This window comes from Pseudomonas sp. SJZ103, assembly GCF_007828335.1.
Lineage (GTDB): Bacteria > Pseudomonadota > Gammaproteobacteria > Pseudomonadales > Pseudomonadaceae > Aquipseudomonas.
This window is the reverse complement of sequence record NZ_VIUN01000023.1, coordinates 1-24,801: the sequence shown is the minus strand read 5'-3', so window position 1 is coordinate 24,801 and position 24,801 is coordinate 1. Positions and strand designations below refer to the sequence as shown.

The window sequence follows — 24,801 nt, the reverse complement described above, 5'->3', positions numbered from 1 at the left end:
AGGAGTATTTTTATGTTGCTTGCAGACAAAACCGTGATCATCACCGGCGCCTCCCGTGGCATCGGACGCGCCGCAGCCCGTGAGTGTGCCCGCCAGGGTGCCCGCGTGGTGATCGGCCACAACGGCAGCGGCCAAGGCACCGAGGCTGCGCATTCATTGATCGAAGAGATCAAGGCCTTTGGCGGCCAAGCCATCGAAGTGGGCGGCGATGCGGCCGACCCGGACACCGGCGACACGCTGGTGGCCGGCGCAGTACAGGCCTTCGGCAGCGTCGACGTGTTCGTCAACAATGCCGGCATCTGCCCGTTCCACTCGTTCCTCGACATGCCCCGCGAGGTCTACCTGAAAACCGTCAACACCAACCTCAACGGCGCCTACTTCGCCGTGCAGGCGGCGGCCAACCAGATGAAAAACCAGGGCCGTGGCGGCGCGATCATCGCCGTCAGTTCCATCAGTGCGCTGGTGGGCGGCGGCATGCAAACCCACTACACGCCGACCAAGGCCGGCCTGCATTCGTTGATGCAATCCTGCGCGATTGCCTTGGGCCCGTATGGGATCCGCTGCAACTCGGTGCTGCCGGGCACCATCGCCACCGACATCAACAAGGACGACCTGGCCGACGAAGAAAAACTTGCTTACATGACCTCGCGCACGCCCCTGGGCCGCCTGGGCGAGCCGGACGATGTGGCCGGGCCGATCGTGTTCCTCGCCTCGGACATGGCGCGCTATGTGACCGGTGCGTCGTTGCTCGTCGATGGCGGCCTCTACGTAAACCTGCAGTAACCCCGCGCCCTAACAAACACCACACTTCCACTGTGGGAGGGGGCTTACCCCGATAGCGGAGTGTCAGTCGGTGCATTAGTGACTGATACACCGCCATCGGGGGCAAGCCCTCTCCCACAAGGGATCTCTGTGTGCCTGAAGTTTGTGTTGTACCTAATAAAAACAACAATTCCAGGAGTACTTCCATGCGCACCACCCTCCCCCTGGCCCTGCTCTGCAGCGCCATGTCCACCTGTGCCTTCAGTGCGGGCCTGCTCGACCCCAACTCCCCGGCCATGCTCGGCGATTGGAACGGCCTGCGCCCCCAACTGGCCGAACAAGGCTACGACTTCACCCTCAAGTATGTCGGCGAAGTCGGTGCCAACCTCGGCGGCGGCTACAACTCGCACACCACCGCGCGCTGGAGCGACCAGTTGATCCTGGGCGTCAACATGGACCTGCAAAAACTCCTCGGTTGGCAGGATGCGACCTTTCGCATCGGCATCGGTGAGCGCCATGGCAAGGACATCACCAACGACCGCGTGCACCAGCCCAACGCCACCGGCCTGACCTCCACCATGGAAGTCTTCGGCGGCGGTAATGCCTGGCGGCTCTCGCAGTTCTGGTACGAGCAGAAGTTCTTCGAGCGCAAGTTCGCCCTGAAACTGGGGCGCTTCGGCCATGGCGAAGACTTCGACCAGTTCCCCTGCGAGTTCCAGAACGTCACCCTGTGCGGTTCCCAGGAGGGCAACTGGAACGGCGTGTGGAACAGCTTTCCGATCAGCCAGTGGGCGGTGCGGGCCAAGTACCAGTTCACCGATGAGTTCGCCATGCAGGTCGGCGCCTACGACAAGAACCCCGGCAACGCCGAAGCCAGCAATGGTTTCAAGCCGTTTATCAGCGGTTCCCAGGGCACCAGCTTCCCCATCGAGGCCATCTGGAAAGGCCAGCTCGCCGGGCTGAATTCCGAGTACCACGCCGGTTACTACTACGCCAACGCCGACACCAAGGACATGCTCAAGGACGCCGACGGCAACTACGCCGCCAGCTCACGAAAGCCCTACCGGATGTATTCCAGCAACAGCGGCTGGTGGCTGTCGGGCCAGCAGCAATTAACCACGGTCGACGGCAACGCCAGGCGCGGGCTCAACGTGTTCGCGAACCTGACGGTGAATGACCCGGACAAAAGCGTGATCAAGCACCTGATCCAGGTCGGCCTGATCTACCGTGGCCCCTTCGATTCACGCCCGGACGACACCTTCGGCCTCGGCGCATCGAAGTTGCAGGTCAGCGACCGCTATACCCGCAATACGCAGATGCTCAACGGCGCCAATGGCGTGACCGACATCGATGACCCGCTGTACGTGCCCGAGCAGCGCCGCGAGTACAGCTACGAGATCAACTATGGCGTGCAGGCGACGAAATGGCTGATGGTGCGGCCTAACCTGCAATACGTGAAATACCCCGGCGGGCTTACGCAAACCACGGGCGCAGTGGTCGGCGGCGTGCAATTTATCGCCGACTTCTAGCCGTTCTCTGCATCAAACACCTGTCCGCGTCCCACGACGCTGGCAGGTACCAGAACCGCCCCCGGCGCCAATACCGCATTGGCGCCAACCCGGCATTGATCCCCCAGCAACGCGCCAAACTTGTCGCAGCCGGTGCGCTGCAATACCCCGTCAACCCGCACCAGCACGTCCTTGTCGTCCCGCTCGTTGCGGTAGTTGGCGACGATACTCCCCGCCTCAAGGTTGACCCCATGGCCCAGCACTGAATCACCGACAAAGTTGAAGTGGGCCAGCTTGCTGCCGCTGAACATGAAGGTGGTTTTCAGTTCGGCGCCGGGGCCGATGATGCAGTGCTCATCTACCCAGCACCCACCGCGCAGCAGTGAGCCGCTGGCGATAAAGCAATGGGCGCCGATGATCAGGGGCGGCTTGAGCAAGGCACCGGGTTCGACGATAGCGGTACGGTGGATGGCGACTTCGTCGTTCACGCTGTAGTCGTCGGCCGGCAGGTCGGCGAGCATCTGGCGAACAACGGCCGGCGCCTGGGCGACCAGGGCCCAGGGCGCCAAGCCGGCCCACGGGGCAAGAGGGGATTGAGCAAGGTTGGCGATGTAGTCGGTGAGTCGAATCAAGGTCGAGCCCTCACGTGGTCAGAGACAGTCAAGAAAACCCGCATTGGCGATCATTCGACATCGAGTACAGCACTTTCAGGCCCTTCCCTCTCACAGGCCGCGCTTGCGCAGCCACTGCAAAAAGCCCTTCTTCACCGGCACCACCGGCGCCTCCTGGGTCAGGACCTGGGCGGCATGCAGGCGGAATTCCAACAGTGCCTTCATCGCCTCGCTAATGTCGTGGCGCGCATCCAGGCACGGTTTCAGGTATTCGTTCTCGATGCGGTACAACGTGCAGAAGGTCTTGGCGGAAAAGTCCGCCAGCACGGCCTGATCGGACAAGATCCCGGCCTCGCCAATCACTTCTCCCGGCCCCATGCGCCCGGCTTCGAATACATGGTCGCCCTTGGTCAACATCACCGAGACCACGCCGGACTCGACGATAAACAAATGATCGCTGACCTCCCCCGCCGGCAGGATCATCTCGCCGGCGCGGTAGGTGTGCAGGGTCATGTTCTGGCTGAAGGTGTCTTTCTCTTCCTGGCGCAAGGTGGAGAAAATCGACGAACGCTCCAGCAACGCCCGCGCGGCAGACATGGCCGGTGGCGCGCTGCTTTCGGTGGCGGACAGCACGCCCACGCCCGCTGCTTGCAGGTGCCGGAACGCCAGGTCATAGAGCTGGTTGCGCACCTCGCGCTTGAGGGCCATAGCCGGCACGAACCCGCTGATTTCATACTCCACGCCGCCACTGGCGGAAGTCTTGAATGCCACGCTCGGCGCGGGTTTGGCCAACAGTGGCCGGCAGCCCTGCATCGCACGTTCCAGTGCTTCGATTACGGTCTGCGGACGCGCATGGGGGCTGACTTGCAGGCTGACCGTCAGGCCGAACATGTCCGCCGGGCGCGAAAAGTTGATGATCTTGGCCTTGGCCGCGAGGGAGTTGGGGATCACCGCCAGGCTGCCCTGGGAGGTTTGCAGGCGTGTGGCACGCCAGTCGATGTCGGTGACCCGCCCTTCGGTGCCGTCGATGGAGATCCAGTCGTCGATCTGATAAGGCTTGGTGGTGTTGAGCACGATCCCGGAAAACACATCGCTCAGGGTACTTTGCAACGCCAGGCCAACGATGATCGCCACCGCGCCGGAGGTGGCCAGCACGCCCTTGACCGGCAGGTCGAGCACATAGGCCATGGCGGCGATGATCGCGATGAGGAAAATCACCGCGCCCATCAGGTCCTGCAACAACCGCCCGGTGTGACCCACCCGCTGCATCATCACCGTGCCCAGCAACACCGTCAGCGTGCGCGCCGCAAACAGCCACCAGCCGATCTGCAGGGCCGTGGCGGCCAGGTGCAAGGCGGTGTTGTCGGTATAGGGCGCAAGTTGCATGGGGTTCATGCCGTCGTTGAACAGCACGGCACTGAACACGGCAAAAATCGCCAACCGCGCAGCCAGCTTCCAATTGGCCAGGTTGGCAGAGATCAGGCGCCACACGGCGATGTCGATAAAGATCAGCGCTACGGCGCACAGCATCGGGTGATCAGCGATAAATGAGGGCATCCAGGCGACTCCAGGGCGAATGACGGGAAGATCGCATGAAATAGAGATTGCGCAAACAAAATGTCTTGCTGCGCAATGGTGGTGAACGGGCTTGTTGTGGCGAGCGGGCTTGCCCCGCGTTGGGGCGCGAAGCGGCCCTGAAACCATCCGCTTCGGAATGTCTGGAAAACCGCGTCGCGTTTATTGGGGCTGCTGCGCAGCCCAACGCGGGGCAAGCCCGCTCGCCACAACAAGCCCGTTCGTCACATAAAATCCGCCCCCACAGGTTTTTAGGGTGAACCGTCAGGCGTCCATCCGCCCAAACTTACCCGATTGGAAATCCACAAACGCCTGATGAATTTCCTGCTCGGTATTCATCACAAACGGTCCATGCCCGACGATAGGCTCGTCAATCGGTTCGCCGCTGAGCAGCAGGACCTTGGCATCGTCGTTGGCCTCCAGGCTGAGTTGGCGGCCGTCGCGCTCGAATAACGCCAGTTGGCCTTGGCGTGCGACTTCTTCGCCGTTGACCAGCACCGTGCCGCGCAGGATCACCAGGGCGGTGTTGCGCCCGACGTGCAGGTCCAGGGTGACGGGCTTGCCGGCGTTGAGGCGCAGGTCCCACACGTCGATCGGCGTGAAGGTGCGCGCCGGTCCTTGGGTGCCGGCGAATTCACCGGCGATCAGGCGCAGGTGGCCGGCGTCATTGGCCAAGGGCAGCACGGGAATATCGCCGTCGACGATGGTCTGGTAACCCGCGTCGGCCATTTTGTCCTTGGCGGGCAGGTTGACCCACAGTTGCACCATCTCCATCACGCCGCCGCTGCGGGCGAAGGCTGCGGAGTGGAACTCCTCGTGGAGGATGCCCTTGGCGGCAGTCATCCATTGCACGTCACCCGGGCCGATGGTTCCGCCAGCGCCGGTGGAATCGCGGTGTTCGACTTCGCCGTCGTAGACGATGGTCACGGTTTCAAAGCCGCGATGGGGGTGCTGGCCTACCCCGCGACGCTGGTCTGTCGGGGTGAAATCGGCCGGGCCGGCGTGGTCCAGGAGCAGGAATGGGCTGATGTGCTTGCCCATCGAGTCGTAGGAAAACAGCGTACGCACGGGGAAGCCGTCGCCGACCCAGTGGGCGCGTGGGCTGGTGTAGATGCCGATGAGTTTTTTCATGGTGGTCCTCCAAAGTGCATACACCTTAAAACTCGCAGCAATTCGGCGCTAGACGGTAAAAACAACCTTAATCGTCCTACTGGCAGAACGATTTAAGGCAGCATCCTCACAAAACAGCGTTAATGATAATGACTCGTAGTAATATCCGCCCTCTCCCGCTCAACCCTCGAGGGCTGCAATGCCGTTTGCCCCTGCGCCTGCCGCACCGCGCGTACTGGTGGTGGATGACCACCGCAAGATTCGTGAACCCCTGGCCACGTACCTGCGACGTCACACCTTTGAGGTGCGCACCGCTGAAGACGCGGCCGGCATGTGGCAATTGCTCAAGACCCAGGCGTTCGATGTGGTGGTGCTCGACGTGCTGCTGCCCGATGGCGATGGCTTTGAGTTGTGCAACCAGTTGCATCGGCGCAGCAACACCCCGGTGATCCTGCTGACCGCCCGCGACACTGCCGCCGACCGCATACGCGGCCTGGACCTGGGCGCCGACGATTACGTCACCAAGCCCTTCGAACCCCGGGAGCTGGTGGCGCGTATCAACAGCGTGCTCCGCCGTCAGGGCCGCGCCACCGGCCCCACCGCGCCCAGCACTGGCGCACGGGCCTATCAGTTCTCCGGTTGGCACTTCAGCGTGACCAGCGCCACCTTACGCCGCGATGCCCACCCCGACATCCAACTCAGCACCGCTGAAAGCCGGTTGCTGCAGGTGTTCCTCGCCCATCCCAATACCCTACTGCCCCGCGAACGCCTGATCGACCTCACCGCCGCCGCCGACAGCGATGTCAGCGACCGCGCCATCGACCGGCAAGTCAGCCGCCTGCGCCGCAAGCTGGCCCAGGGCGATGCCACCCCGGAACTGTTGCGCACCATCTGGGGCGGCGGCTATCTATTGGCGGCCGAGGTCAGCGAATGCACACCTTGAGCCGGCTGTGGCCGCACAGCCTGGCACGTCAGTTGAGCCTGTTGTTGTTGCTGGCATTGCTGGCGTCGAACGCAATAGCGATGTTGTTTCTGCAACGCACCGGCAGCCTGATCCACCCGCTGTCGCGCAGTTTCAGCCTGGAACGCCTGGGGATTGCACATCACACGGCAATCGACCTGAGCCCGAATGAAACCGAGCACCTGCTGGCCGGCATGAGCACCGACGACACACGCTTCTGGATCGCCCCCACGCCGGAGGTGGCGCCGTTTGCACACCGCCCGGAAGAACAGCGCCTGGCCAACGAGCTGCGCCGCCAATTACAGCTGGATAACGCCGCCGCCATCGGTATGCAGTTGGAACGCATCAGCGGCGCCGACGCCCGCACCCATGTGTTCAGCCCCGCCGGCTGGGCGCCGTTGCGCCTGCGCAGCAGCGTGCCGCTGCCCAACGGTACCTACCTGAATGCCGTGCAATACCCCGCCGGCGCCTATGAATGGGGCCGCGTCCTGGCCTACAGCCTGCCGGTGACGACCCTGCCGGTGCTGCTGATCGTGATGTTTTTCATTGCTCGCGTGGTGCGCCCGATCAAGACCCTGGCCCAGGCCACCGAGCGCGTCAGCCGCGGTGAATGGATCGCGCCGCTGCCGGAAACCGGCCCACAGGAAGCCCGCGACCTCACTGCCGCCTTCAACACCATGCAGGTCAACCTCGCCCGGCATGTCGAAGGCCGCACGCGGATGCTCGCAGCGGTCAGCCATGACTTGAATACGCCGATCACCGAACTGCGCCTGCAAGTGGAGTTGCTGGAGCCTGGCGCAGCCCGCGATGACATGCTCGAAAGCCTCGGGGAATTGAGTGCGATGGTACGAGAAACCCTGAATTTCGTGCGCGACGACGCGGTGCAGGAAGCGACTGCCACGCTTTCGTCGAGCGACCTGCTGGATGACCTGGCCAAGCGTTACCAACGCCTGCGACAGCCCGTCACCTGGGCCGGCGCACCACCGTTACTGCTGACCTGCCGCCCGCTGGCGCTCAAGCGCGCACTGACCAACCTGATCGACAACGCCCTGCGCCACGCCGGCGATGCCGACCTGAGCCTGGTTCGCGAGGACAACGGCTGGCTGCGCATCGAGATTCTCGACCACGGCCAAGGTCTACCCGAAGCTTGGTTGAGCAAAGTCTTCGAGCCCTTCGTACAACGGGGTGTCAGTGACGGCGGCGTGGGGCTGGGCCTGGCGATCGCACGGTCGTGCATCCAGGCCCATGGCGGTGAACTGGTCTTGGAAAATCGCCCACCGGCCGGCCTGTGCGCGGTGGTGCGATTGCCCACCGCGCTCTAGAAGTTGAGCGTGGCGCCCATCCACAGGGTGCGGCCGTAGTTCACCGTGCCGTAGGTTTCATCGTCCAGGCGCTTGTCGGTGAGGTTGTTGAGGGAGGCGTTGAGGGTCAACGAATCGCTCACGTCATAGGAGCCGCCCAGGTCGGCGGTGGTGTAGCCCGGCGCCGGTTCGTCGGTGGTAAGGGTGTTGCCGGTTTCCTCGCCGTAGTAGCTCAGCGAGGCCCAGGCCTGGGTGCGATCGTTGATGGTCCATTCGGTGCGCACATTGGCTTTTTGCTCAGGTGTGAGGGCCAGGGGCGCGCCTTTGTTGGCGCCGCTTTTCTGTTCGGAGTCGGTGTAGGTGTAGTTGGCCTTGAGCAGCACGATGGGGTTGATGTCCCATTGGCCATTGAGCTCAACGCCCTGGATGATCGCCTTGTCGACGTTGACCCGGTCCATGATGGTGTAGCCGTTCCAGCGCCGGTCGGTGGTGACGGTGGAGAGCTTGTCCTGGAAGTCGTTGTAGAACAGCGTCACGCCGCCGGACAGGTTGTCGCGGTTGCTCCACAGCGCCGAGACTTCATAGTTGGTGCTGGTCTCGGGCTTGAGGTCCGGGTTGCCGAACATCACGAAGCGGTTGCGGCGCAGGTAAGCATAGTCCTCAACCACGGCACGCAGCTCCGGCGCCTTGAAACCTCGGGCGATACCGCCCTTGAGCGTCCACTGCTCGGTGGCGCGCCACACGCCGTAGACCCGCGGGCTGAGGTGGGCGCCGTACTCTTCGTGCTCATCCAGGCGCAGGCCGGTGGTCAGCGCGAAGCTGTCGGTCATCGACCACTCGTTTTCCGCGAACAGGGCTTTTTGCACCACCGAGAATTTATAGTCGACGCGGTCACCGAGGCCCTGGTTCCAGTCGGTCAGTTCGCTTTTATTCCATTGCACGCCCACGGTGCTGACGTTATGGGCGGTGGGCACCACCAGCTTGGCGTCGAACACGGTGTTCTTGATCTCGGGTTTGCGCCCGTAGATGTCAGTCTGCGCTGGTGTCGCCTTGCCTTCGCGGCTGGAGGTTTCCTGGGACAGCGCGATGTCCGAGGTGGCCCAGCCCCAGCGGCCCTGGTGCGACAGCGACCAGTGATCGCGGTTGTTTTCCTGCTCGCGGGTGGCCCAGTTGGCGCTCATGCCGTCGCCATTCTTCAAGCGCGTGGCGCCGGCTTCCAACAGGATGTCGTGGTCGAGGGTCGGGGTGAAGGCCAGGCGTGCGGTGAGGTCGCGGTGGTCGGCTTTGCTGAAGCCATTGGTCTGCTCGATGTCGTCGTCGGCCTGCCGATCCAGGTACCGGCCCCACACCTGCAAACCGAGGAAATCTTCCTTGAGGGGGCCGCTGAGGTAGAACTGGGTCTGGCGTGCATTGCCCTGGTCGCTGTGCTGGCGCGCCGAGTAGTCATACCCGATGGAGCCGCCCCAGGTCGGAGAGACCTTGCGCGTGATCACGTTGATCACCCCGCCGATGGCATCCGAGCCGTACAGCGAGGACATCGGCCCGCGCACCACTTCGATACGCTCGATGGCCGCAGCGGGTGGTACAAAGCTCTGTTCGTAGCCACTGTTGCCATTGACCCGCGATTCCCGCGCACTCTGGCGCTTGCCGTCGACCATGATCAGGGTGTAGTCGGCCGGCATGCCACGGATGGAGATGTCGGTTTCATTCGCACCGCCGTTGACCGTCACACCTTCTACGTCCCGTACTGCGTCGCCGAGGTCGCGGTAGGACTTGCGGCGCAGTTCCTCGCCATCGATCACGGTGACCGAGGCCGGCGCGTCTTCCGCGCTTTGCGCAAAACCGGATGCAGTCACCACGACATCATTGAGTTCCAGTGCAACAGGCTCATCCGCGTGGGCATGAAGACTGGCGGCAACCAGCAGGGCCAGGGGCGAGAAACGAAAAGCAGGCAGCATGGGCGAAGACCTTCGGATTAGACTCAAAAGAGAATCGTAATCATCCAGCCCCGAAAAACTTGGACAAAGTGTGACAACTCAGGCGGCCGCGACCTCTGCGCTACGGCGCTCACGTAACAAATGGAAGGCCACCAAAGCCGTCACGGCAAAACACGCCTGGATCACGATCATCGGCGTGGCACTGCCGTCGCGCAGATGGCTCAGCAACAGGCCACTGCAGGTCGCGCCGAACATCTGCGCAAAACCCATCAAGCCCGCCGCCAAACCGGCGCGGTGAGCGTTGGGCATGACCCCGCCGGTCACAGACCCGGGCAATACCAGGCCGCCGCCGAGGGTCGCCAGCGCAATGGGAATATCCAGGCCCAGCACCGACAGGCCAAACAGCGCATAAATCACCAGCGCGGCAATCCCGCCCATGGCCACCAGCGTCACGCCCATCGCCACAATCCGTTGCGGCCCCAGGCGCTGGATGTTGCGCCGGGTGTAGGTGGAACCGATGATCAGCATCGACACGATCACGCCGAAATTGATGCCGTACTCCAGGCTGCTCAAGCCCAGCAGATTGATATACACCGCCGAGGAACCGGCGATCACTGCGAACATGGCGCCATAGGTGCACGCCAGCGCCACGGCGAACGCGCGGTACTGGCGGCCCTTGAGCAGATCCAGGTATTGCCCGCCGAGGGTGCGCCAGTGTCCGGCCTTGGGGTCGAGAAAGTGATTGCTCTCGCGGAAGAACAGCAGCGCCAGCAGCAACACCACACTGCCAATCGCCAAGGCCAGCAGGATCGGCGCCCGCCAGCCCAGCAGCTTGATCAGCAGACCGCCGACCATCGGTGCGACGACGATGGCGTAAAGCATGCCGATCATGGTCAGCGCCAGCGCCGGCCCCGCGTCGGCCTTCCACACGTCACGCACCACGGTGCGCGCCAGTACCAACGCAGCGCAGGCGCCGAGGCCTTGCACGACGCGAGCGGCAATAAATTGCTGGATGTCATTGACCAGCAGCATCGACAAGGTCGCCAGCACATACAGCAACAGCCCGCCGATCAGCACCGGGCGGCGGCCGATACGGTCCGACAGCGGCCCGAACAGCAGTTGCCCCAGGCCAAAGGCGGCGACAAACGCCGACAGTGCCATCAGCGCCGACCCCGACGGCGCCAGCAGTGCCTGCTCGATCACACCCAAGCCTGGGATGATCAATTGGGTCGAGACTTCACCCAGTGCCGTCAGGGCCACCAGTAAAAACAATAAGCTTCGCGATGGGGCCGGGGCGTTCGACATGGGGATTATCCGGGGCTGGATTTATTTATATTTCGACCATAATATGCGTAAAAAATTATGTCCATAATTTTTTGCCCACTGGTAATCCCCGGAGCCCGACATGATCCCTCTCCCCTCGCGTCTTCTCACGCCCCTGGCCCTGTTGATCCTCCTCAGTGGCTGCAACAGCCAGGCCGACACCGCCGCTGAAGTGCCGCAACCACGTCCGGTACTCGCCGCCAAGGTCGAAGCCGCCGGCACTCAGCAAAGCGCCTACACCGGCGTGGTGGCGGCGCGTACGGAAAGCGACCTGGGCTTCCGGGTCAGCGGCAAGGTCATCGAACGCAAGGTCGACCCCGGCCAGCACGTCTCCCGTGGCGACACCCTGCTGGTGCTGGACATCGGCGACTTCGAGCTGGCCCTGCGCTCGGCGAAAAACCGCGTCAACGCCGCCCAGGCGCAACTGCGCCAACGCCGCGACGATGAAAACCGCTACCAGCGCCTGGCCAGTACCGGCGCGGTGTCGCGGCAGATCTTCGACCAGTCGGCGACTAACCTGCGCGTCGCCGAGGCCGAGCTGGCTGCGGCGCAATCCGATGCCAGCCAGATCGAGAACCGCCGCACTTACTCGGTACTCAAGGCCGACGGCGACGGCACCATCACCGACGTGCGGGTGGACCGCGGCCAAGTGGTCGCCGAAGGGCAAATCGTCGCGCGCCTGGCCCATGACGGCGCCCGCGAAGCCATCGTTAACCTGCCGGAAAATCAGCGTGACCAGGCCGCGCAAAAAGCCCTGGCCTTCCCCTTCGGCGCCCCGGGCCAGGCGGTAACGGCCACCTTGCGCGAACTGTCGGCCAGCGCCGACCCGGTCACCCGCACCTACCGCGCCCGTTATGTGCTGCACGGTAACGTCGAGCGCTTCGCCCTCGGTTCGACCATCACTGTGCGCCTGCAAGGCAACGGCCAGGCGCAACAAACTCGCGTGCCCATCGGTGCGTTGCACGATGCCGGGCAAGGCATCGGTGTGTGGTTGATCGGCGCGGATAACAAGGTCAGCTTCGCCGCCGTCAAGGTCGCCAGCCTCGGCCAGGAAGACGCCCTGCTCGACAGCGGCGTGAACCCCGGCCAGGTCGTCGTCGCCCTCGGCGCGCACCTGTTGCACAACGGCGATGCGGTGCGCCTGTTGCCCGCCCAGGTGCTGGCCCTCAACCGCAAACAGGACCAATGAGCATGCGCGGCATCAACCTCTCGGAACTGGCGGTCAAGCACCGCGCAGTCACACTGTTTTTGATCATTGCGATCCTCGCCGCCGGGATCTTCTCGTTCGGCAAACTGGGACGCGCCGAAGACCCGTCGTTTACCGTCAAGGTCATGACCATTACCGCTGCCTGGCCCGGCGCTACTGCCCAGGAGATGCAGGAGCAGGTTGCCGACCGCCTGGAGAAGCGCCTGCAGGAACTGGACTACTACGACCGCGTCGAGACCATCGCCCAGCCGGGTTTTGTGTCGATGCGCATGACCTACAAGGAGTCCACGCGCCCCGGCGAAATCCAGGAGCTGTTCTACCAGACGCGCAAAAAACTCAGCGATGAAGCCGCGAGGCTGCCCAACGGTGTGATCGGGCCGTTCTTCAACGATGAATATTCCGATGTGTACTTCGCCCTGTACGCCCTGGAGGCCGAGCACTTGCCCCATCGGCAACAGGTGCAGATGGCCGAAGAGTTGCGCCAGGGCCTGCTCAACCTGCCGGGGGTGAAGAAGGTCAATATCCTCGGCGAGCAGGCGCAGCGAATCTTCGTCGAGTTCTCCTATGAGCGCCTGGCGACCCTGGGCATCAAGCCGGACCAGATCTTCAGCGCCCTCGCCGCACAAAACGCCGTGGCGCCGTCTGGCTTCGTGGAAACCGCCGGGGCCCGCGCCTATATCCGTATCGACGGTGCCTTCGACAGTCTGGCGTTGATCGAAAACGTGCCCCTGGAAGTCAACGGTCGCGTGCTGCGCATTGCCGATGTCGCCAGCGTCAGCCGCGGGTATGAAGACCCGCCCAGCTACCGCATCCGCCACCAGGGCGACCCGGCGCTGATGCTCGGCGTGATCATGGAAAAGCACTGGAACGGTCTGGAGCTGGACAAAAGCCTCAAGGCTCAGGAAGCCCGGATCCAGGCGGACCTGCCGTTGGGCGTGAACTTCGCCAAAGTCTCCGACCAGGCGAAAAACATCAGCCTGGCGGTGAATGAATTCATGCTCAAATTCTTCGTCGCCCTCGCGGTGGTGATGCTCATCAGCCTGCTGGCCCTGGGCTTTCGCGTCGGCCTGGTGGTGGCGGCTGCGGTGCCGCTGACCTTGTCGGTGGTGTTCGTGATCATGTTGCTCACCGGGCGTGAGTTCGACCGTATTACCCTGGGCGCACTGATTATTTCCCTGGGTTTGCTGGTGGATGACGCAATCATCGCCATTGAAATGATGGTGGTGAAACTGGAGGAAGGTTTTGACCGGATTCATGCGGCCACCTTCGCCTGGAGTTCCACGGCGGCACCGATGCTCACCGGTACGCTGGTGACGATCATCGGCTTTCTGCCGGTGGGGTTTGCACGTTCAGGTGCGGGGGAATACGCCGGTAATATCTTCTGGATCGTCGGCTTTGCACTGATCTCGTCCTGGCTGGTGGCGGTGGTGTTCACGCCGTACCTGGGCGTGAAGTTGCTGCCGCAGATCAAGCCGGTGCCCGGTGGCCACGACGCGATTTATGCCGGGCGCTATTACCAGAAGCTGCGTGATTTAGTCGAAGCCTGCGTACGCAGGCGTTGGCTCGTGACCGGGTTGGTCATCGGCGCCTTTGTACTGTGCGTGCTGGGCATGGCCGTGGTGAAGAAACAGTTCTTCCCCAACTCCGACCGTTCCGAGCTGATTCTTGAGGTGTATATGCCGCCCGGCAGTGCCTTCAAGAGCACCGAGGCGGTGGCGGCGCAACTGGAAAAAGCGCTGCTGCAAGAGCCGCAGACCAGCATGGTCGACACCTATGTGGGCGGTGGCGCGCCACGCTTCTTCCTGTCGCTGAACCCCGAAATGCCGGACCCGGCGTTTGCCAAGCTGATCGTGCAGACGCCGGACTCTCACGCCCGCGACGCCTTGAAGCTGCGCATGCGTGAGCGAATTGCGGCCGGTGAGTTTCCAGCGGCGCGGGTGCGGGTGACACAACTGCTGTTCGGCCCACCGGTGCCCTTCCCGGTGGTGTTCCGCGTATCCGGCCCGAATGTGGATGTGCTGCGCGGCGTGTCCGAGGACGTGCGCAAGGTCGTCGCCGCCAACACGCTGACCAAGGACGCCTTTCTCGATTGGGGCGAACGCACCAGCGGTTATCGCCTGGTGCTGGATCAAGACCGCCTGCGCCTGCTGGGTTTTACCCCCAACGAGGTCAAATCCCAGCTCAACGCCTTGCTCAGCGGCAACCCCATCACCGAAGTGCGCGAGGGCAACCGCACCGTGTCCGTGGTCGCCCGCGCCCAAGGCAACCAGCGCGAGAACCTCGGCAACCTCAACAATATGACCCTGACCAACAGCGCCGGCACGTCGGTGCCCCTGGCCCAGGTCGGGCAGTTCCAGGCGGTGATGGAAGAACCGATCCTCAAACGCCGCAACCGCGCGAGCACCATGGAAGTGCGCGCCGACATCATCGACGGCGTGCAACCGCCCGATGTGGAAATGGCCGTGTACAAAGACCTGCAACCGCTGATCGCCAGACTACCGGCCGGTTACCGGATCGACATCGGCGGCCCGGTGGAAGAAAGCGCCAAGGCCAACGTGGCGCTGGCGGCGCTGTTCCCGATCATGATCCTGCTGACCCTCACGGTGATCATGTTCCAGGTGCGTTCCTTCGGCGTGATGTTCATGGTCTTCGCCACCGCGCCGCTGGGCTTGATTGGCGCGGTGCCGACCTTGCTGCTGTTCAACCAGCCGTTCGGGTTCAACGCGATCCTGGGCTTGATCGGGATCGGCGGGATCCTGATGCGCAACACGTTGATCTTTACCGACCAGATTCGCCAGAACCAGGAACACGGCATGGCAATTCGCGAGGCCATCGTCGAGGCCACCGTGCGGCGGGCCAGGCCGGTAATACTGACCGCGCTGGCGGCGGCGCTGGCGTTTATTCCGCTGACGCTGTCGGTGTTCTGGTCGTCCCTGGCGTTCGTGCTGATTGGCGGAGTGCTGGTGGGCACGGTGTTGACGCTGTTGTTCTTGCCGGCGCTTTGCAGCCTGGTGCTGGGGCGGGAGAAGACAAAAGTTGTCGAAACGCCCCACGTAAGCGCCGGATAAGCGCTACTCCCCTGCCCTGAAAACCGCTGCAAAGTCCCTCGCCTGAATACACAGTGCGAGGGATTGCAGATGGTTGTTTTCGTTAAAGCCCCGGTTGAAGGGGCTGTTTCATGATCGAGGTGACCCGCCAAGCCATTGGCTACCTGGTGCTGGCCGCCATGGATTCAAAGACGCGAGACGTCGAATCCGTTCTCAGCGACTTCGGGCGCTGCCTCAATACCTACGAGAACTGGGCGGAAAGCTTCTTTAGCTTTTCGGCCCTGGATGTCGAACAGGTCTTCAAAGTCGGGGATGACGTGGCGCTTGTCGCGCCGATCAACCGCGCCATCATTCCCAGCAGCACCACAGCAACGTGCCAGGCAAACGGCACGTTGACCCTGGTGCATATGTTCCAGAGCGCTCGGTTCGTGCCCATTGGCAATACGCCCGTGATGGTGCAACGCGTCGATCCAGAGGGCGGGCCCCTGGGCGAGCCGATCCACAAGACCATCGGCCCCAGCGGCATTCTTGAAATCAAGGAATGTGATCGCAACCAGCAGTACCGGGTCAGCTTCTACCCCAACGTCTCCAAAGATCATTTCAAGGCGCTGTATGCCTCTTATCAGTCGGTGATTGCCGCACTGGACGGTTGGTTGCGCAGTGAATGGGAGACCACCTTCGAGCCGTTATGGAAGGGTTACTCCGAAGCCAGCTTCCCCAAGCGCTATCTCTCCCTGCATCAAGCCTACGCGCGCGGCTTCGGCGAAGCGCTCTACTCGCTCTGGGACACTGTCAAGCAGCTGTTTCAGTGGCTTGGCGACCCGTTGGCTTATGCCGAACAACTACTGCATTACCTGTCCCCGGACGAACTTGAAAAGCTGCTGAGCCTCGGCACCGACACCCTCGCGAAAGGCTTGTTGGTGCTCAGCGACGAGCCGCTGCTGTTCATCCATCTCTCGGCAGCGGTCAGCTGGATGCGCCTGTTGCCGCCGCCCTATATGAACGAGTTGCTCGGGGAAATCAGCGCCGAAGTATTGATCAATTTGCTGCTGTGTCTCGCCACTGCCGGGATGGGGATGGCGGTCCGAATAAGTACCAAGGTGCTGGGCGGCATCAAGTCTCAAAGTGCGCGCCGATGGTTGGAGCGCATGGCGGGGCAGTTCGGGAAATCTCCCATGGATGAGCATGCCGAGGCGGTGAAGCCTTTGCTGCTCGGTGGCCCGGCGACAGCGATCAAGACTGTACCGGTTGCGCCATTGAAGGCTGGGGATCAGTTGGTTTCCAACCCGGTACCGGCGGTTCGCAGGAAGACTCAGCAGACGGTGTTGGTCAGGCAGGAGCCTGTCGATGATGTGCCTGTTGTATCGACGAATCCGAAGGGCGATGCGGCGGCTCCTTCGGATAAGACCGTCACCAACGGCTGCCCCGTGTCGATGGTTACCGGGGAGGAACTGCTGACCCTGACCGATGGCACGTTGGACGGGATTTTGCCGTTTGAGTGGACACGGTTGTATCGCACCAGTGCGGTGGAAGTGGATTGCGGGTTGGGGTTTGGCTGGAGTCATTCGCTGGCGCATCGGCTTGTGGTCGACGGCGATTCAGTGGTGTGGACGGATCATGAAAACCGCTCGACCACCCTACCCTTGCCCACAGTTGCGCGACCTGCGATCACCAATAGCCTGGCCGAAGCGGCGATCTATTTGGGCGCTTCGCCGGATGAGTTGGTGTTGTCCCAGGCGTCGCGGTTTTATCACTTTCGCGACGGTGTGTTGGTCTCCGTCAGCGATGCGTACGACAACCGGCTGCGGATTTCACGGGATGTTTTGGGGCGTATTGAGCGGTTGGATAACGGTGCGGGGCGTGCGCTGTTCCTGCGCTATGCGTTCGGCCACATCGTGGCGGTGGACTATCAGGTTCAGCGCGCCAAGGGGTATGAACCCTTCGAGTGGGTGACCGAGCAGAACGTTGTTTCCTACGCATACGACGACGCTGGCCGGTTGGTTTCGGCGACCAATGCGGTAGGCGAAAGCGAGGTTTATCGCTACGACGATCAGCACGTGATTCTTGAACGTGGACTGGCCGGTGGGGCGAGTTTCTTCTGGGAATGGGAACGGGCTGGCAAGGCTGCGCGCTGTGTCCGGCATTGGGCCAGTTTTTCCCAGATGGATACGCGGTATGCCTGGGGGGATGACGGCCGTGTCACGGTGCATAACGCCGATGGCAGCCAGGAAGTGTACGTCCATGACGACCGAGCGCGGCTGGTGCAGCGGATTGATCCGGACGGTGCTTCGCATTTCAAATCCTACGATGACAAGGGTCGCCTGACGGTTGAGCAGGATCCGCTGGGGGCGGTGACGGCGTATCAGTACGACGATGCCGGACGCTTGGTGGCGTTGTTTCCTGGGGATGATGAGCCGACAACCTACGAGCATGACAATGGCTTCGTACGGGTTGTAAGGCGGGGTCTGGCGGTCTGGAAGTACGAGCGTAACGACCAGGGCGATGTCATTCGTAAGATCGATCCCGATGGTCATGTTACGGATTACAGCTACGACAAATATGGGCAACTGGTTGGGGTTTGGTACCCGGATCACAGCTGCCATCGGCTGGTGTGGAATGAACGGGGGCAACTGGTTGAGGAGCAGCTACCCAATGGCGGGATCAAGCGTTATCGCTATGACGATCTTGGCCGGCAGGTTGCCCGCGAGGATGAGCATGGCGCGCTGACGCAGTATCAGTGGGACGGCATCGGTCGGTTAATTCGTGTCGTTTTACCAGGCGGTGCGTGCAGGGAATACAGCTACAACCCCTACGGAAAAATCACCGCCGAACGCGACGAACTGGGCCACGTCACCCGCTACGAATACGCCGACGGCCTGCACCTGATCAGCCGCCGCCTCAACGCCGATGGCACTCAGGTCAACTACCGCTACGACAACGCGCGGTTACTGCTGACCGAGATCGAAAACGAGGTCGGCGAGTCCTACCGACTTGCCTACCACCCCAATGGCCTGATCCAGCAGGAAATAGGTTTTGACGGACAGCGTACGGCTTATGCCTACGACCTCAACGGCAACCTGCTGGAAAAGACCGAACACGGTGACGACGGCAGTCAGCTCGTTACTCGCTACGAACGCGATCACGCCGGCCGCCTCGTACGAAAAACCCTGCCCGACGGCAACAAGGTCGATTACGCCTACGACCGCCAAGGCAACCTCCTCAGCGTCGACGACGGCCATTGGGCGCTGGCCTACGAATACGATAGCCAAAACCGCCTCACCGCCGAACACCAGGGCTGGGGCACCTTGCGCTATGGCTACGACACCTGCGGCCAGCTTCAACACCTGCGCCTGCCCGATAACAACCGGCTGGTCTTTAATCATGCGAAAGGCGGCCACCTCGCCACCGTCGAATTAAATGGTGCGCTGCTGACCTCTCACCTGTTCAAGGCGGGTCAGGAACACCAACGCCAACAAGGCCAACTCCTCAGCCACTACCACTACGACGACCAACACCGCCTGCACGCCCACGCAATCACCCAGCAACAAGACCACCTCTACCAACGCCAATACGACTATGACAAAACCGGCAACCTCACCCGCCTGCTCGACACCCGCAAAGGCGAACACCACTACCATTACGACCCACTAGGCCGCCTCACCCGCGCCGACCACTCCCAAGACCTGCAGGAACGTTTCGGTCACACCCCGGCCGGCAACCTGCTCATGCAAGACCGCCCCGGCCCCGACATCGTCGCCGGCAACCGCCTGATGATCCAGGGCGACCGCCACTACGACTATGACGCCTTCGGCAACCTGATCCGTGAACGACGGGGCAAAGGCCATCAACTCGTCACCGAGTACCGCTACGACTGCCAGCACCGGCTGATTGGAATCACCCAACCCAATGGCCAAACCGCGAGCTATCGCTACGATCCCTTTGGGCGGCGCATCAGCAAAACCGTGGACGGCATAACCACGGAGTTTTTCTGGCAAGGCGACAAGCTGATTGCCGAACACCATGCGGACCGCCATCGCAGCTATCTCTACGAACCGAACAGTTTCAGGCCGCTGGTCCTGTTGGAAGGCTTCGGCCCAAAAGACACCAAGCCCTACCACTACCAACTCGACCACCTCGGCACGCCGCAGGAACTGACCGACCCCGACGGCGAAATCGTCTGGTCCGTGCACTACCGCGCCTACGGCCAGATCAGCCGACTCGACAAAGGCAAAATCGACAACCCGCTGCGTTTTCAGGGGCAGTACTTTGATCAGGAAAGCGGACTGCACTACAACCGTCATCGCTACTACAATCCGGATGTCGGTCGCTACCTGACGCCTGATCCGGTGAAGTTGGCGGGTGGGATCAATGCGTACCAGTACGTGCCCAATCCGACGGGGTGGGTGGATCCGTTAGGGTTAAGCTGTAAGATTGGAAATTGCCCGGATTCAAAAAACGATTTAACAAAAAAAGCACCTCCTGGAGTATTAACTACTCACGAGAAGGCTGGAGGACACCTGATTGAAAAACATGTCGGTCGAACAGACGAACAGTTAGCGGCAAGATTTGAATCTGAACCGCACATCCCAGCCTCATCCACCTTCAAAACTCTAGAAGAGGCTGAGGCTATAGTGTCCAAAAGCTTGACTGCACACCAGCAAGAAATAACTACATTTTTAAGTGGAAACAAGGAAAAACTCCTAATTAAAGGCAGCTCAAGTCAACCCGTAGGGGTAAGCATTCTAAATGGAGCAACAAAATCCGTACCTGTTTATAAGTTCCTATTAGTCATAAAACGAGATCCTAAAATGCCAGATGGCTATCTATTGCTAACAGGATACCCAGAAAAATGAATGAACCATTAACAGAGCTACAACAATTTTTTGGTGCTTACTTTAATCAGGATTGGGCGGAAGATCACTCATCGGCCGATGATGTCATCGATACATTTCTACTAGACTCGCCTAGAGAAATAATCATGACAGTAAAACAGGAAATTTTAGAGCTGATAAGTTCGTATACCAACGAGCCAGACCTTCAAGAAAATTTACTGCATATACAGCATTGCTATTACTACTATCCATACCAATGGGCCTCAGGCCCGTTATGGCTAAATCACATAGTTCGAAAGTTTGATGAACACCTACAAAAAAACCAATATTCAACTTAAAAATCAGCCGTATAACGATCTTTGCTATTAATATTTTGGCCTGCTGCGCAGTCCACGCAGGGCAAGCCTGCTCACCACAAGGAATGAAGGCTCAGCCAAGTTGAATGGGTGAGCCTCCCAGGCTGATCAGCGTTTACTCAGCTCCATAATCATCCGACTCAGCAAGTAGATCCGTGGCGCCACGCTCTCCACCTCCGCATACTCCTGCGGCGTATGAATATTCCCCCCTACAATCCCAAACCCATCCAACGTCGGCGTGCCCACCCCGGCTGACAAACTGGCATCCGCCGCGCCGCCGCTGCCTTCAATGGTTAACTTTTTACCCAGCTCCCCATAAATGCCCTGGGCAATCGCCACCAGCTTGTCCGACTCCGGCGTCTGCGGCATGGGCGGCAGGCCGCGTTTGAGGGTGGTGGTCACTTCGGTTTCCGGGATCAATTTGTTGGCGGAGACCCGCACCAAGTCCTTCTCGATCCGATCGAACTCTTCCGGCAACGCTGCACGCACGTCGGCTTTGGCGGTGGCTTGGTCGGGGATGACGTTGGTGCGGTCGCCCGCGTTGATCACGGTGAAGTTAATCGTGGTTTTCTTTTCTTCATCGCCGAGTTTGCCCAGTTGCAGAATCTGGTGCGCGGCTTCCATGGCGGCGTTGCGCCCCAGTTCCGGGGCGACGCCGGCGTGGGCGGCTTTGCCTTTGACTTCGACCACGGCGGTGGCACTGCCTTTGCGCCACACCACCAGGCCGTCGGCGGGGCGGCCGGGTTCGAGGTTCAGGGTGACGTCGTGGGCCTTGGCGGTGTTGCGGATCAAGTCAGAGGCGATGTCCGTGCCGGTTTCTTCGCTGGCATCGAGCAGGAAGGTAATCTGTGCGTAATCCTTGAACCCTTGGTTCTTCAGGACTTTGAGCGCGTAGATCCCGGCGACGATGCCACCTTTGTCATCCATCACGCCGGGGCCATAGGCGCGGCCATCCTTGATGTGAAACGGACGTTCGGCAGCCGAGCCTTCCTTGAAGACCGTGTCCATGTGGGCCATCAGCAATATCTTGGCCTTGCCGTTGCCCTTGAGGGTGGCGATCACATGGCTGCTGTTGGCGGCGGCATCCGGCACCCGTTCAATCGTGAAGCCCAACTGTTTGAGTTCATCGACGGCGATGTCACTCACCTGGGTCAGGCCTGGCCCATAGCCCGAACCCGAGTCGATATTCACCAGGCGCTCCAGCAGTTGCAGGGCCGGGGCCTTGTACTGCTCGGCGTCCGCCTGGATCTGTTTGTGGGGTTCGGCGCTGTAGGCCGGAAGTGCGAAGGACAAGGCCAGCGTGGCGGCCAGGAGGGAACGCGGGAACGTGAAGAGCATGAACCGATCCTTGTTGTTTGTTGGGGTGCGGCCTCACCCTACCCCACTGAACCGATCGCAACCAAGTGCCTTGCACCGAACTGACCCGGTTGGGCCCGCTGCTCTTGGCTTCATACAGCGCCAGGTCTGCATCGTTGAGCCAACGGGTGGAATCGGCGTGTCCCGGTTGATACGGCGCCAAGCCGATGCTCAAGCTGGAAAGCCCCGGGCCAGCATCCACGCCACCCCCAGCAACAGCACCGCCATGACCCGCTGCAACAACACGCGGCGCCTGGGGTTTTCCAGCACTTGCTTGATGCGCTGGCCGAAGTAGCAATACAGGCAACCGCTGGCAAATTGCAGCACCAGGAAGGTCGCCCCGAGGATGGTGATATCCGCCGCCGAACTGTGCTCCCCTGCCCCGGTGAACTGTGGGAAAACGGCGCTGAACATGATGAGGGTCTTGGGATTGGAAAACCCGGTGAGCAGCCCTTTGCCGAACAGGCTCCGTGTGCCCTCCACGGCAGCCGCCTTGCCGATCGACGCGCCGCTGCTGGTCCACTGCTTGTAGGCCAGGTAAAGGATGTAGGCCACGCCGACACACTGAATGGCCTGGGTAATGGCGAGATTGCCCTTGATCAGTTCCGAAAAACCCACGGCAAAGATCAGGATCGAAATCAGGTACGACACACTGGCACCGAGTTGCGCCGGAATCGAACTGCGCAAGCCGCTCTTCAAGCCCAGGCTCAACAACAGAAGGGTCATGGGGCCAGGGCTGAAGGTCATGGTGGCGCAAAACAGCAGGAAGTAGAGAAACGAAGAGTGCGTCAATGCGCTGGTCATGGCCTTGGACCCGGAGTGAGAAGGCCTGCAGTGTAGGCATGCGACGTTGCACAAGGCAGGTAAAGTAATGCCTAATCCGGCCGAACTTCACCGGTAAAATCACCGGCAAACACAAGGAAGGTTCATGCTTGTATCCGCCATCGCCTTTGTAGACGGCACGCCCAAGGTGCAGCAGATCGTCGAGGCGTTCAGCCAGTTCATCGAGAGCGGCGAATGGGCACCCGGCAGCAAGTTGCCGTCGGTGCGGGAGTTGACCCAGACCCTGGGCGTCAGCAAGTTCACCCTCAACGAAGCCCTCGACCGCCTGCGCGGGCGCAACCTGCTCACCTCCAGCCAGGGGCGTGGCTACTTCGTGGCGATGGACAGCGCGCGCCCGGCCTCGGTGGCGTGGGTCGACCTGCTGCCCCAGGACCTGCTCAGCGTCTTGCGTCGCCCGCTGGTCACCGCCGGCGGCGAGCTGCGCCCCGGCGGCGGCCACCTGCCGGAAGCATGGCTGAGCACCGAGGCCATCCGCCAAGCCATGCGCAGCGTGGTGCGCGCGCCGTCGTTACGCATCGCCGGGCTCGGCACGCCAGCTGGCTTATTGCCGCTGCGCCAGGCCTTGCAACAAAAGCTGCACGGCGAAGGCCTGTCGGTGCCGGTGGAACAGATCATCACCACGCCCAACACCGTGCAAGGCCTGGACATGCTGATGCGCCTGCTCGCACGCCCCGGCAACACCGTGCTGCTCGACGCACCGTGCTATTTCAACTTCCACGCCAACCTGGCGCTGCACGGCGTCAAGGTGGTGACCATCCAACGCCGCCCCGACGGTTTCGATTTCGCCGCCCTCGAACAGCTGCTGGCCGAACACCGTCCGAGCCTGTACCTGACCACCAGCGTGCTGCATAACCCCACCGGCCATTCCTTCAGCCCCAGCCAAGCGTTTCGCCTGTTGCAACTGACCCAGCAGTACCACTGCCATATCGTCGAGGACGATCTTTACGGCGACCTGCACCCCAACCCGCCGCCGCGCCTGGCCGCTGTCGCCGGCCTGGACCAGGTTACCTACCTGTCGGGCTTCTCGAAGATCCTCAGCGCCAACACCCGAGTCAGCTTCGTGGTGGCCGCGCCGCAACTGGCCGCCAACCTGACCAATATGAAGTTGATGAGCGGTGGCGTGACCTCGGAGCTGTTCGAGCAGATCGTCTATCGCATGCTCAGCGAAGGCAGCTATACCAAGCACCGCAAGCGCATGGTCCAACGCCTGATGGAGGCCGGCGGGCGCGTGGAGCAATGGCTCCGACGCTGCGGGTGCGATTTGACGATGGCCTACGAAGGCGGGATGTTCATCTGGGCACGCCTGCCACCGGGTGTGAACGGCGAGTGGTTGGCCCAGGAAGCGTTGAAACACAGCATGGTATTGGCGCCGGGCACGCTCTTCGGCTACGACCCAGCCCATCGCGATTCGATGCGTTTCAACGTGGCCCACAGTGATGAGCCACGGGTGCAGCAGGTGTTTGAAGCGCTGTTACTGAAGGCCGTGCGCGGGTCCTGAACGGCAGCGGCGGTTCTGCCGCCCCTGCGACGTTCGATCCATTCTTGTTCGTTGACCCGTTCGGTTACACACCATATAGTGTGCCCACAAACAGAACAGACCACTACATAGTGTGCAGTATCGGTATTGACCGACCACACTCTGCGCAGTATTTCAATGCCTGGCAGCCTGCAAATCAGATTTTTTTGGACGGGTTCACACGCCGTCAGAACAGAACAGAAGGGAGTATTTCAATGCTGAGTTGGGATGAAGTCGACAACGAGGACACCGGTGCAGCTGTAATCAAGGGCGCCAACGCCGGCCACGCCAGCGAAGCCAACATGGACCGTCTCGACGGTGCCGGCGCCGCCGCCGCCCTGGAAGCACGCAACGTGACCGCCAACGACTCCGCCGCGATCATCCGTGCCAAGGCAGCCCTGGACAAACTCGACGTCGCCGAAGGCCTCGCCGAACTCGAAGGCGCCTCCGCCCGCGTCGCTGTTGACGAAAAGCGCATGATCAACTGCCGCGCCGACCTCAACCAACTCGTGCCCTTCAAGTACGACTGGGCCTGGCAGAAGTACCTCGACGGCTG

At 61.7% G+C, this 24,801-nt stretch carries 16 protein-coding genes and 2 pseudogenes; 10 read left to right on the top strand and 8 right to left on the bottom strand.

The window, feature by feature from the left end:
- Positions 1-12: 12 nt before the first annotated feature.
- Together FBY10_RS30060 and FBY10_RS30055 are read left to right on the top strand one after the other, a co-directional pair.
- Positions 13-783, top strand: a complete 771-nt coding sequence (locus FBY10_RS30060) for an SDR family NAD(P)-dependent oxidoreductase (RefSeq protein ID WP_145338816.1) — start codon at positions 13-15, stop codon at positions 781-783.
- 185 nt (positions 784-968) lie between these two features.
- Positions 969-2,291 (top strand): carbohydrate porin, encoded by a 1,323-nt coding sequence (locus FBY10_RS30055; protein ID WP_092489224.1) that lies wholly within the window; start codon positions 969-971, stop codon positions 2,289-2,291.
- Here the strand turns inward: FBY10_RS30055 and FBY10_RS30050 are convergent.
- The 3 genes from FBY10_RS30050 to FBY10_RS30035 all read right to left on the bottom strand — a co-directional run bounded on the left by FBY10_RS30050 (position 2,288) and on the right by FBY10_RS30035 (position 5,587).
- Positions 2,288-2,902: an LpxA family transferase gene (locus FBY10_RS30050; protein ID WP_145338815.1), complete on the bottom strand. Its 615-nt coding sequence runs from the start codon at positions 2,900-2,902 to the stop codon at positions 2,288-2,290. The genes FBY10_RS30055 and FBY10_RS30050 overlap by 4 nt on opposite strands.
- A 90-nt stretch (positions 2,903-2,992) precedes the next feature.
- Entirely contained in the window at positions 2,993-4,438 is a 1,446-nt protein-coding gene (locus FBY10_RS30045) for a mechanosensitive ion channel domain-containing protein (RefSeq protein ID WP_145338814.1), read from the bottom strand.
- A gap of 282 nt (positions 4,439-4,720) precedes the next feature.
- On the bottom strand, positions 4,721-5,587 hold the full coding sequence (locus FBY10_RS30035; protein WP_145338813.1) for a pirin family protein: 867 nt from the start codon (positions 5,585-5,587) through the stop codon (positions 4,721-4,723).
- Between the two features lie 178 nt (positions 5,588-5,765).
- Here FBY10_RS30035 and FBY10_RS30030 point away from each other — a divergent pair, with 178 nt between their 5' ends.
- Together FBY10_RS30030 and FBY10_RS30025 are read left to right on the top strand one after the other, a co-directional pair.
- Positions 5,766-6,509: a response regulator gene (locus FBY10_RS30030; protein ID WP_131696520.1), complete on the top strand. Its 744-nt coding sequence runs from the start codon at positions 5,766-5,768 to the stop codon at positions 6,507-6,509.
- 20 nt (positions 6,510-6,529) lie between these two features.
- Positions 6,530-7,849, top strand: a complete 1,320-nt coding sequence (locus tag FBY10_RS30025; RefSeq protein ID WP_167655384.1) for an ATP-binding protein — start codon at positions 6,530-6,532, stop codon at positions 7,847-7,849.
- On the opposite strand, the gene FBY10_RS30020 is transcribed toward FBY10_RS30025, so the two are convergent.
- Together FBY10_RS30020 and FBY10_RS30015 are read right to left on the bottom strand one after the other, a co-directional pair.
- A complete protein-coding gene (locus tag FBY10_RS30020; RefSeq protein ID WP_145338812.1) occupies positions 7,846-9,786 on the bottom strand; it encodes a TonB-dependent receptor domain-containing protein in 1,941 nt (646 codons plus the stop codon). The genes FBY10_RS30025 and FBY10_RS30020 overlap by 4 nt on opposite strands.
- Before the next feature lie 78 nt (positions 9,787-9,864).
- The gene (locus tag FBY10_RS30015) at positions 9,865-11,070 is read right to left on the bottom strand and encodes a multidrug effflux MFS transporter (protein ID WP_145338811.1); all 1,206 of its coding nucleotides are present in this window, start codon (positions 11,068-11,070) and stop codon (positions 9,865-9,867) included.
- A 100-nt stretch (positions 11,071-11,170) separates the two neighbouring features.
- Here FBY10_RS30015 and FBY10_RS30010 point away from each other — a divergent pair, with 100 nt between their 5' ends.
- The 4 genes from FBY10_RS30010 to FBY10_RS29995 all read left to right on the top strand — a co-directional run bounded on the left by FBY10_RS30010 (position 11,171) and on the right by FBY10_RS29995 (position 20,512).
- A complete protein-coding gene (locus tag FBY10_RS30010) occupies positions 11,171-12,277 on the top strand; it encodes an efflux RND transporter periplasmic adaptor subunit (protein WP_145338810.1) in 1,107 nt (368 codons plus the stop codon).
- 2 nt (positions 12,278-12,279) lie between these two features.
- On the top strand, positions 12,280-15,363 hold the full coding sequence (locus FBY10_RS30005; RefSeq protein WP_145338809.1) for an efflux RND transporter permease subunit: 3,084 nt from the start codon (positions 12,280-12,282) through the stop codon (positions 15,361-15,363).
- Positions 15,364-15,473: 110 nt separating this feature from the next.
- Complete coding sequence (locus FBY10_RS30000; RefSeq protein ID WP_145622944.1) at positions 15,474-20,195, top strand: RHS repeat-associated core domain-containing protein; 4,722 nt, start codon at positions 15,474-15,476, stop codon at positions 20,193-20,195.
- Positions 20,192-20,512 carry a contact-dependent growth inhibition system immunity protein gene (locus FBY10_RS29995; protein WP_131696527.1) on the top strand — a complete coding sequence of 107 codons (321 nt, stop codon included), beginning with the start codon at positions 20,192-20,194 and terminating at the stop codon, positions 20,510-20,512. The genes FBY10_RS30000 and FBY10_RS29995 overlap by 4 nt, the downstream gene beginning before the upstream one ends.
- Before the next feature lie 126 nt (positions 20,513-20,638).
- Here the strand turns inward: FBY10_RS29995 and FBY10_RS29990 are convergent, their stop codons facing one another.
- From FBY10_RS29990 to FBY10_RS29980, 3 genes and pseudogenes are all read right to left on the bottom strand, one after another.
- The gene (locus tag FBY10_RS29990; RefSeq protein ID WP_131696528.1) at positions 20,639-21,868 is read right to left on the bottom strand and encodes a M20/M25/M40 family metallo-hydrolase; all 1,230 of its coding nucleotides are present in this window, start codon (positions 21,866-21,868) and stop codon (positions 20,639-20,641) included.
- A 49-nt stretch (positions 21,869-21,917) separates the two neighbouring features.
- Positions 21,918-22,067, bottom strand: a pseudogene (locus FBY10_RS31965) (diguanylate cyclase AdrA); the annotation flags it as partial.
- A complete protein-coding gene (locus FBY10_RS29980) occupies positions 22,058-22,690 on the bottom strand; it encodes a LysE family translocator (RefSeq protein WP_145338889.1) in 633 nt (210 codons plus the stop codon). The pseudogene FBY10_RS31965 and the gene FBY10_RS29980, both read right to left, overlap by 10 nt.
- Positions 22,691-22,814: 124 nt before the next feature.
- Between FBY10_RS29980 and FBY10_RS29975 the strand changes: the two genes are divergently transcribed.
- Positions 22,815-24,227, top strand: coding sequence for a PLP-dependent aminotransferase family protein (locus FBY10_RS29975; protein ID WP_145338890.1), 1,413 nt, complete (start codon positions 22,815-22,817; stop codon positions 24,225-24,227).
- 233 nt (positions 24,228-24,460) lie between these two features.
- Positions 24,461-24,801, top strand: a pseudogene (locus FBY10_RS29970) (ribonucleotide-diphosphate reductase subunit beta); the annotation flags it as partial.

Excerpts from the sequence above, each read along its gene's own strand:
- FBY10_RS30055 (WP_092489224.1), top strand. The coding sequence starts at position 969 with ATGCGCACCACCCTCCCCCTGGCCCTGCTCTGCAGCGCCATGTCCACC.
- FBY10_RS30035 (WP_145338813.1), bottom strand. The coding sequence starts at position 5,587 with ATGAAAAAACTCATCGGCATCTACACCAGCCCACGCGCCCACTGGGTC.
- FBY10_RS30005 (WP_145338809.1), top strand. The coding sequence starts at position 12,280 with ATGCGCGGCATCAACCTCTCGGAACTGGCGGTCAAGCACCGCGCAGTC.
- FBY10_RS30020 (WP_145338812.1), bottom strand. The coding sequence starts at position 9,786 with ATGCTGCCTGCTTTTCGTTTCTCGCCCCTGGCCCTGCTGGTTGCCGCC.
- FBY10_RS29975 (WP_145338890.1), top strand. The coding sequence starts at position 22,815 with ATGCTTGTATCCGCCATCGCCTTTGTAGACGGCACGCCCAAGGTGCAG.
- FBY10_RS30045 (WP_145338814.1), bottom strand. The coding sequence starts at position 4,438 with ATGCCCTCATTTATCGCTGATCACCCGATGCTGTGCGCCGTAGCGCTG.
- FBY10_RS30015 (WP_145338811.1), bottom strand. The coding sequence starts at position 11,070 with ATGTCGAACGCCCCGGCCCCATCGCGAAGCTTATTGTTTTTACTGGTG.
- FBY10_RS30030 (WP_131696520.1), top strand. The coding sequence starts at position 5,766 with ATGCCGTTTGCCCCTGCGCCTGCCGCACCGCGCGTACTGGTGGTGGAT.
- FBY10_RS29980 (WP_145338889.1), bottom strand. The coding sequence starts at position 22,690 with ATGACCAGCGCATTGACGCACTCTTCGTTTCTCTACTTCCTGCTGTTT.
- FBY10_RS30010 (WP_145338810.1), top strand. The coding sequence starts at position 11,171 with ATGATCCCTCTCCCCTCGCGTCTTCTCACGCCCCTGGCCCTGTTGATC.
- FBY10_RS29990 (WP_131696528.1), bottom strand. The coding sequence starts at position 21,868 with ATGCTCTTCACGTTCCCGCGTTCCCTCCTGGCCGCCACGCTGGCCTTG.
- FBY10_RS29995 (WP_131696527.1), top strand. The coding sequence starts at position 20,192 with ATGAATGAACCATTAACAGAGCTACAACAATTTTTTGGTGCTTACTTT.
- FBY10_RS30060 (WP_145338816.1), top strand. The coding sequence starts at position 13 with ATGTTGCTTGCAGACAAAACCGTGATCATCACCGGCGCCTCCCGTGGC.
- FBY10_RS30000 (WP_145622944.1), top strand. The coding sequence starts at position 15,474 with ATGATCGAGGTGACCCGCCAAGCCATTGGCTACCTGGTGCTGGCCGCC.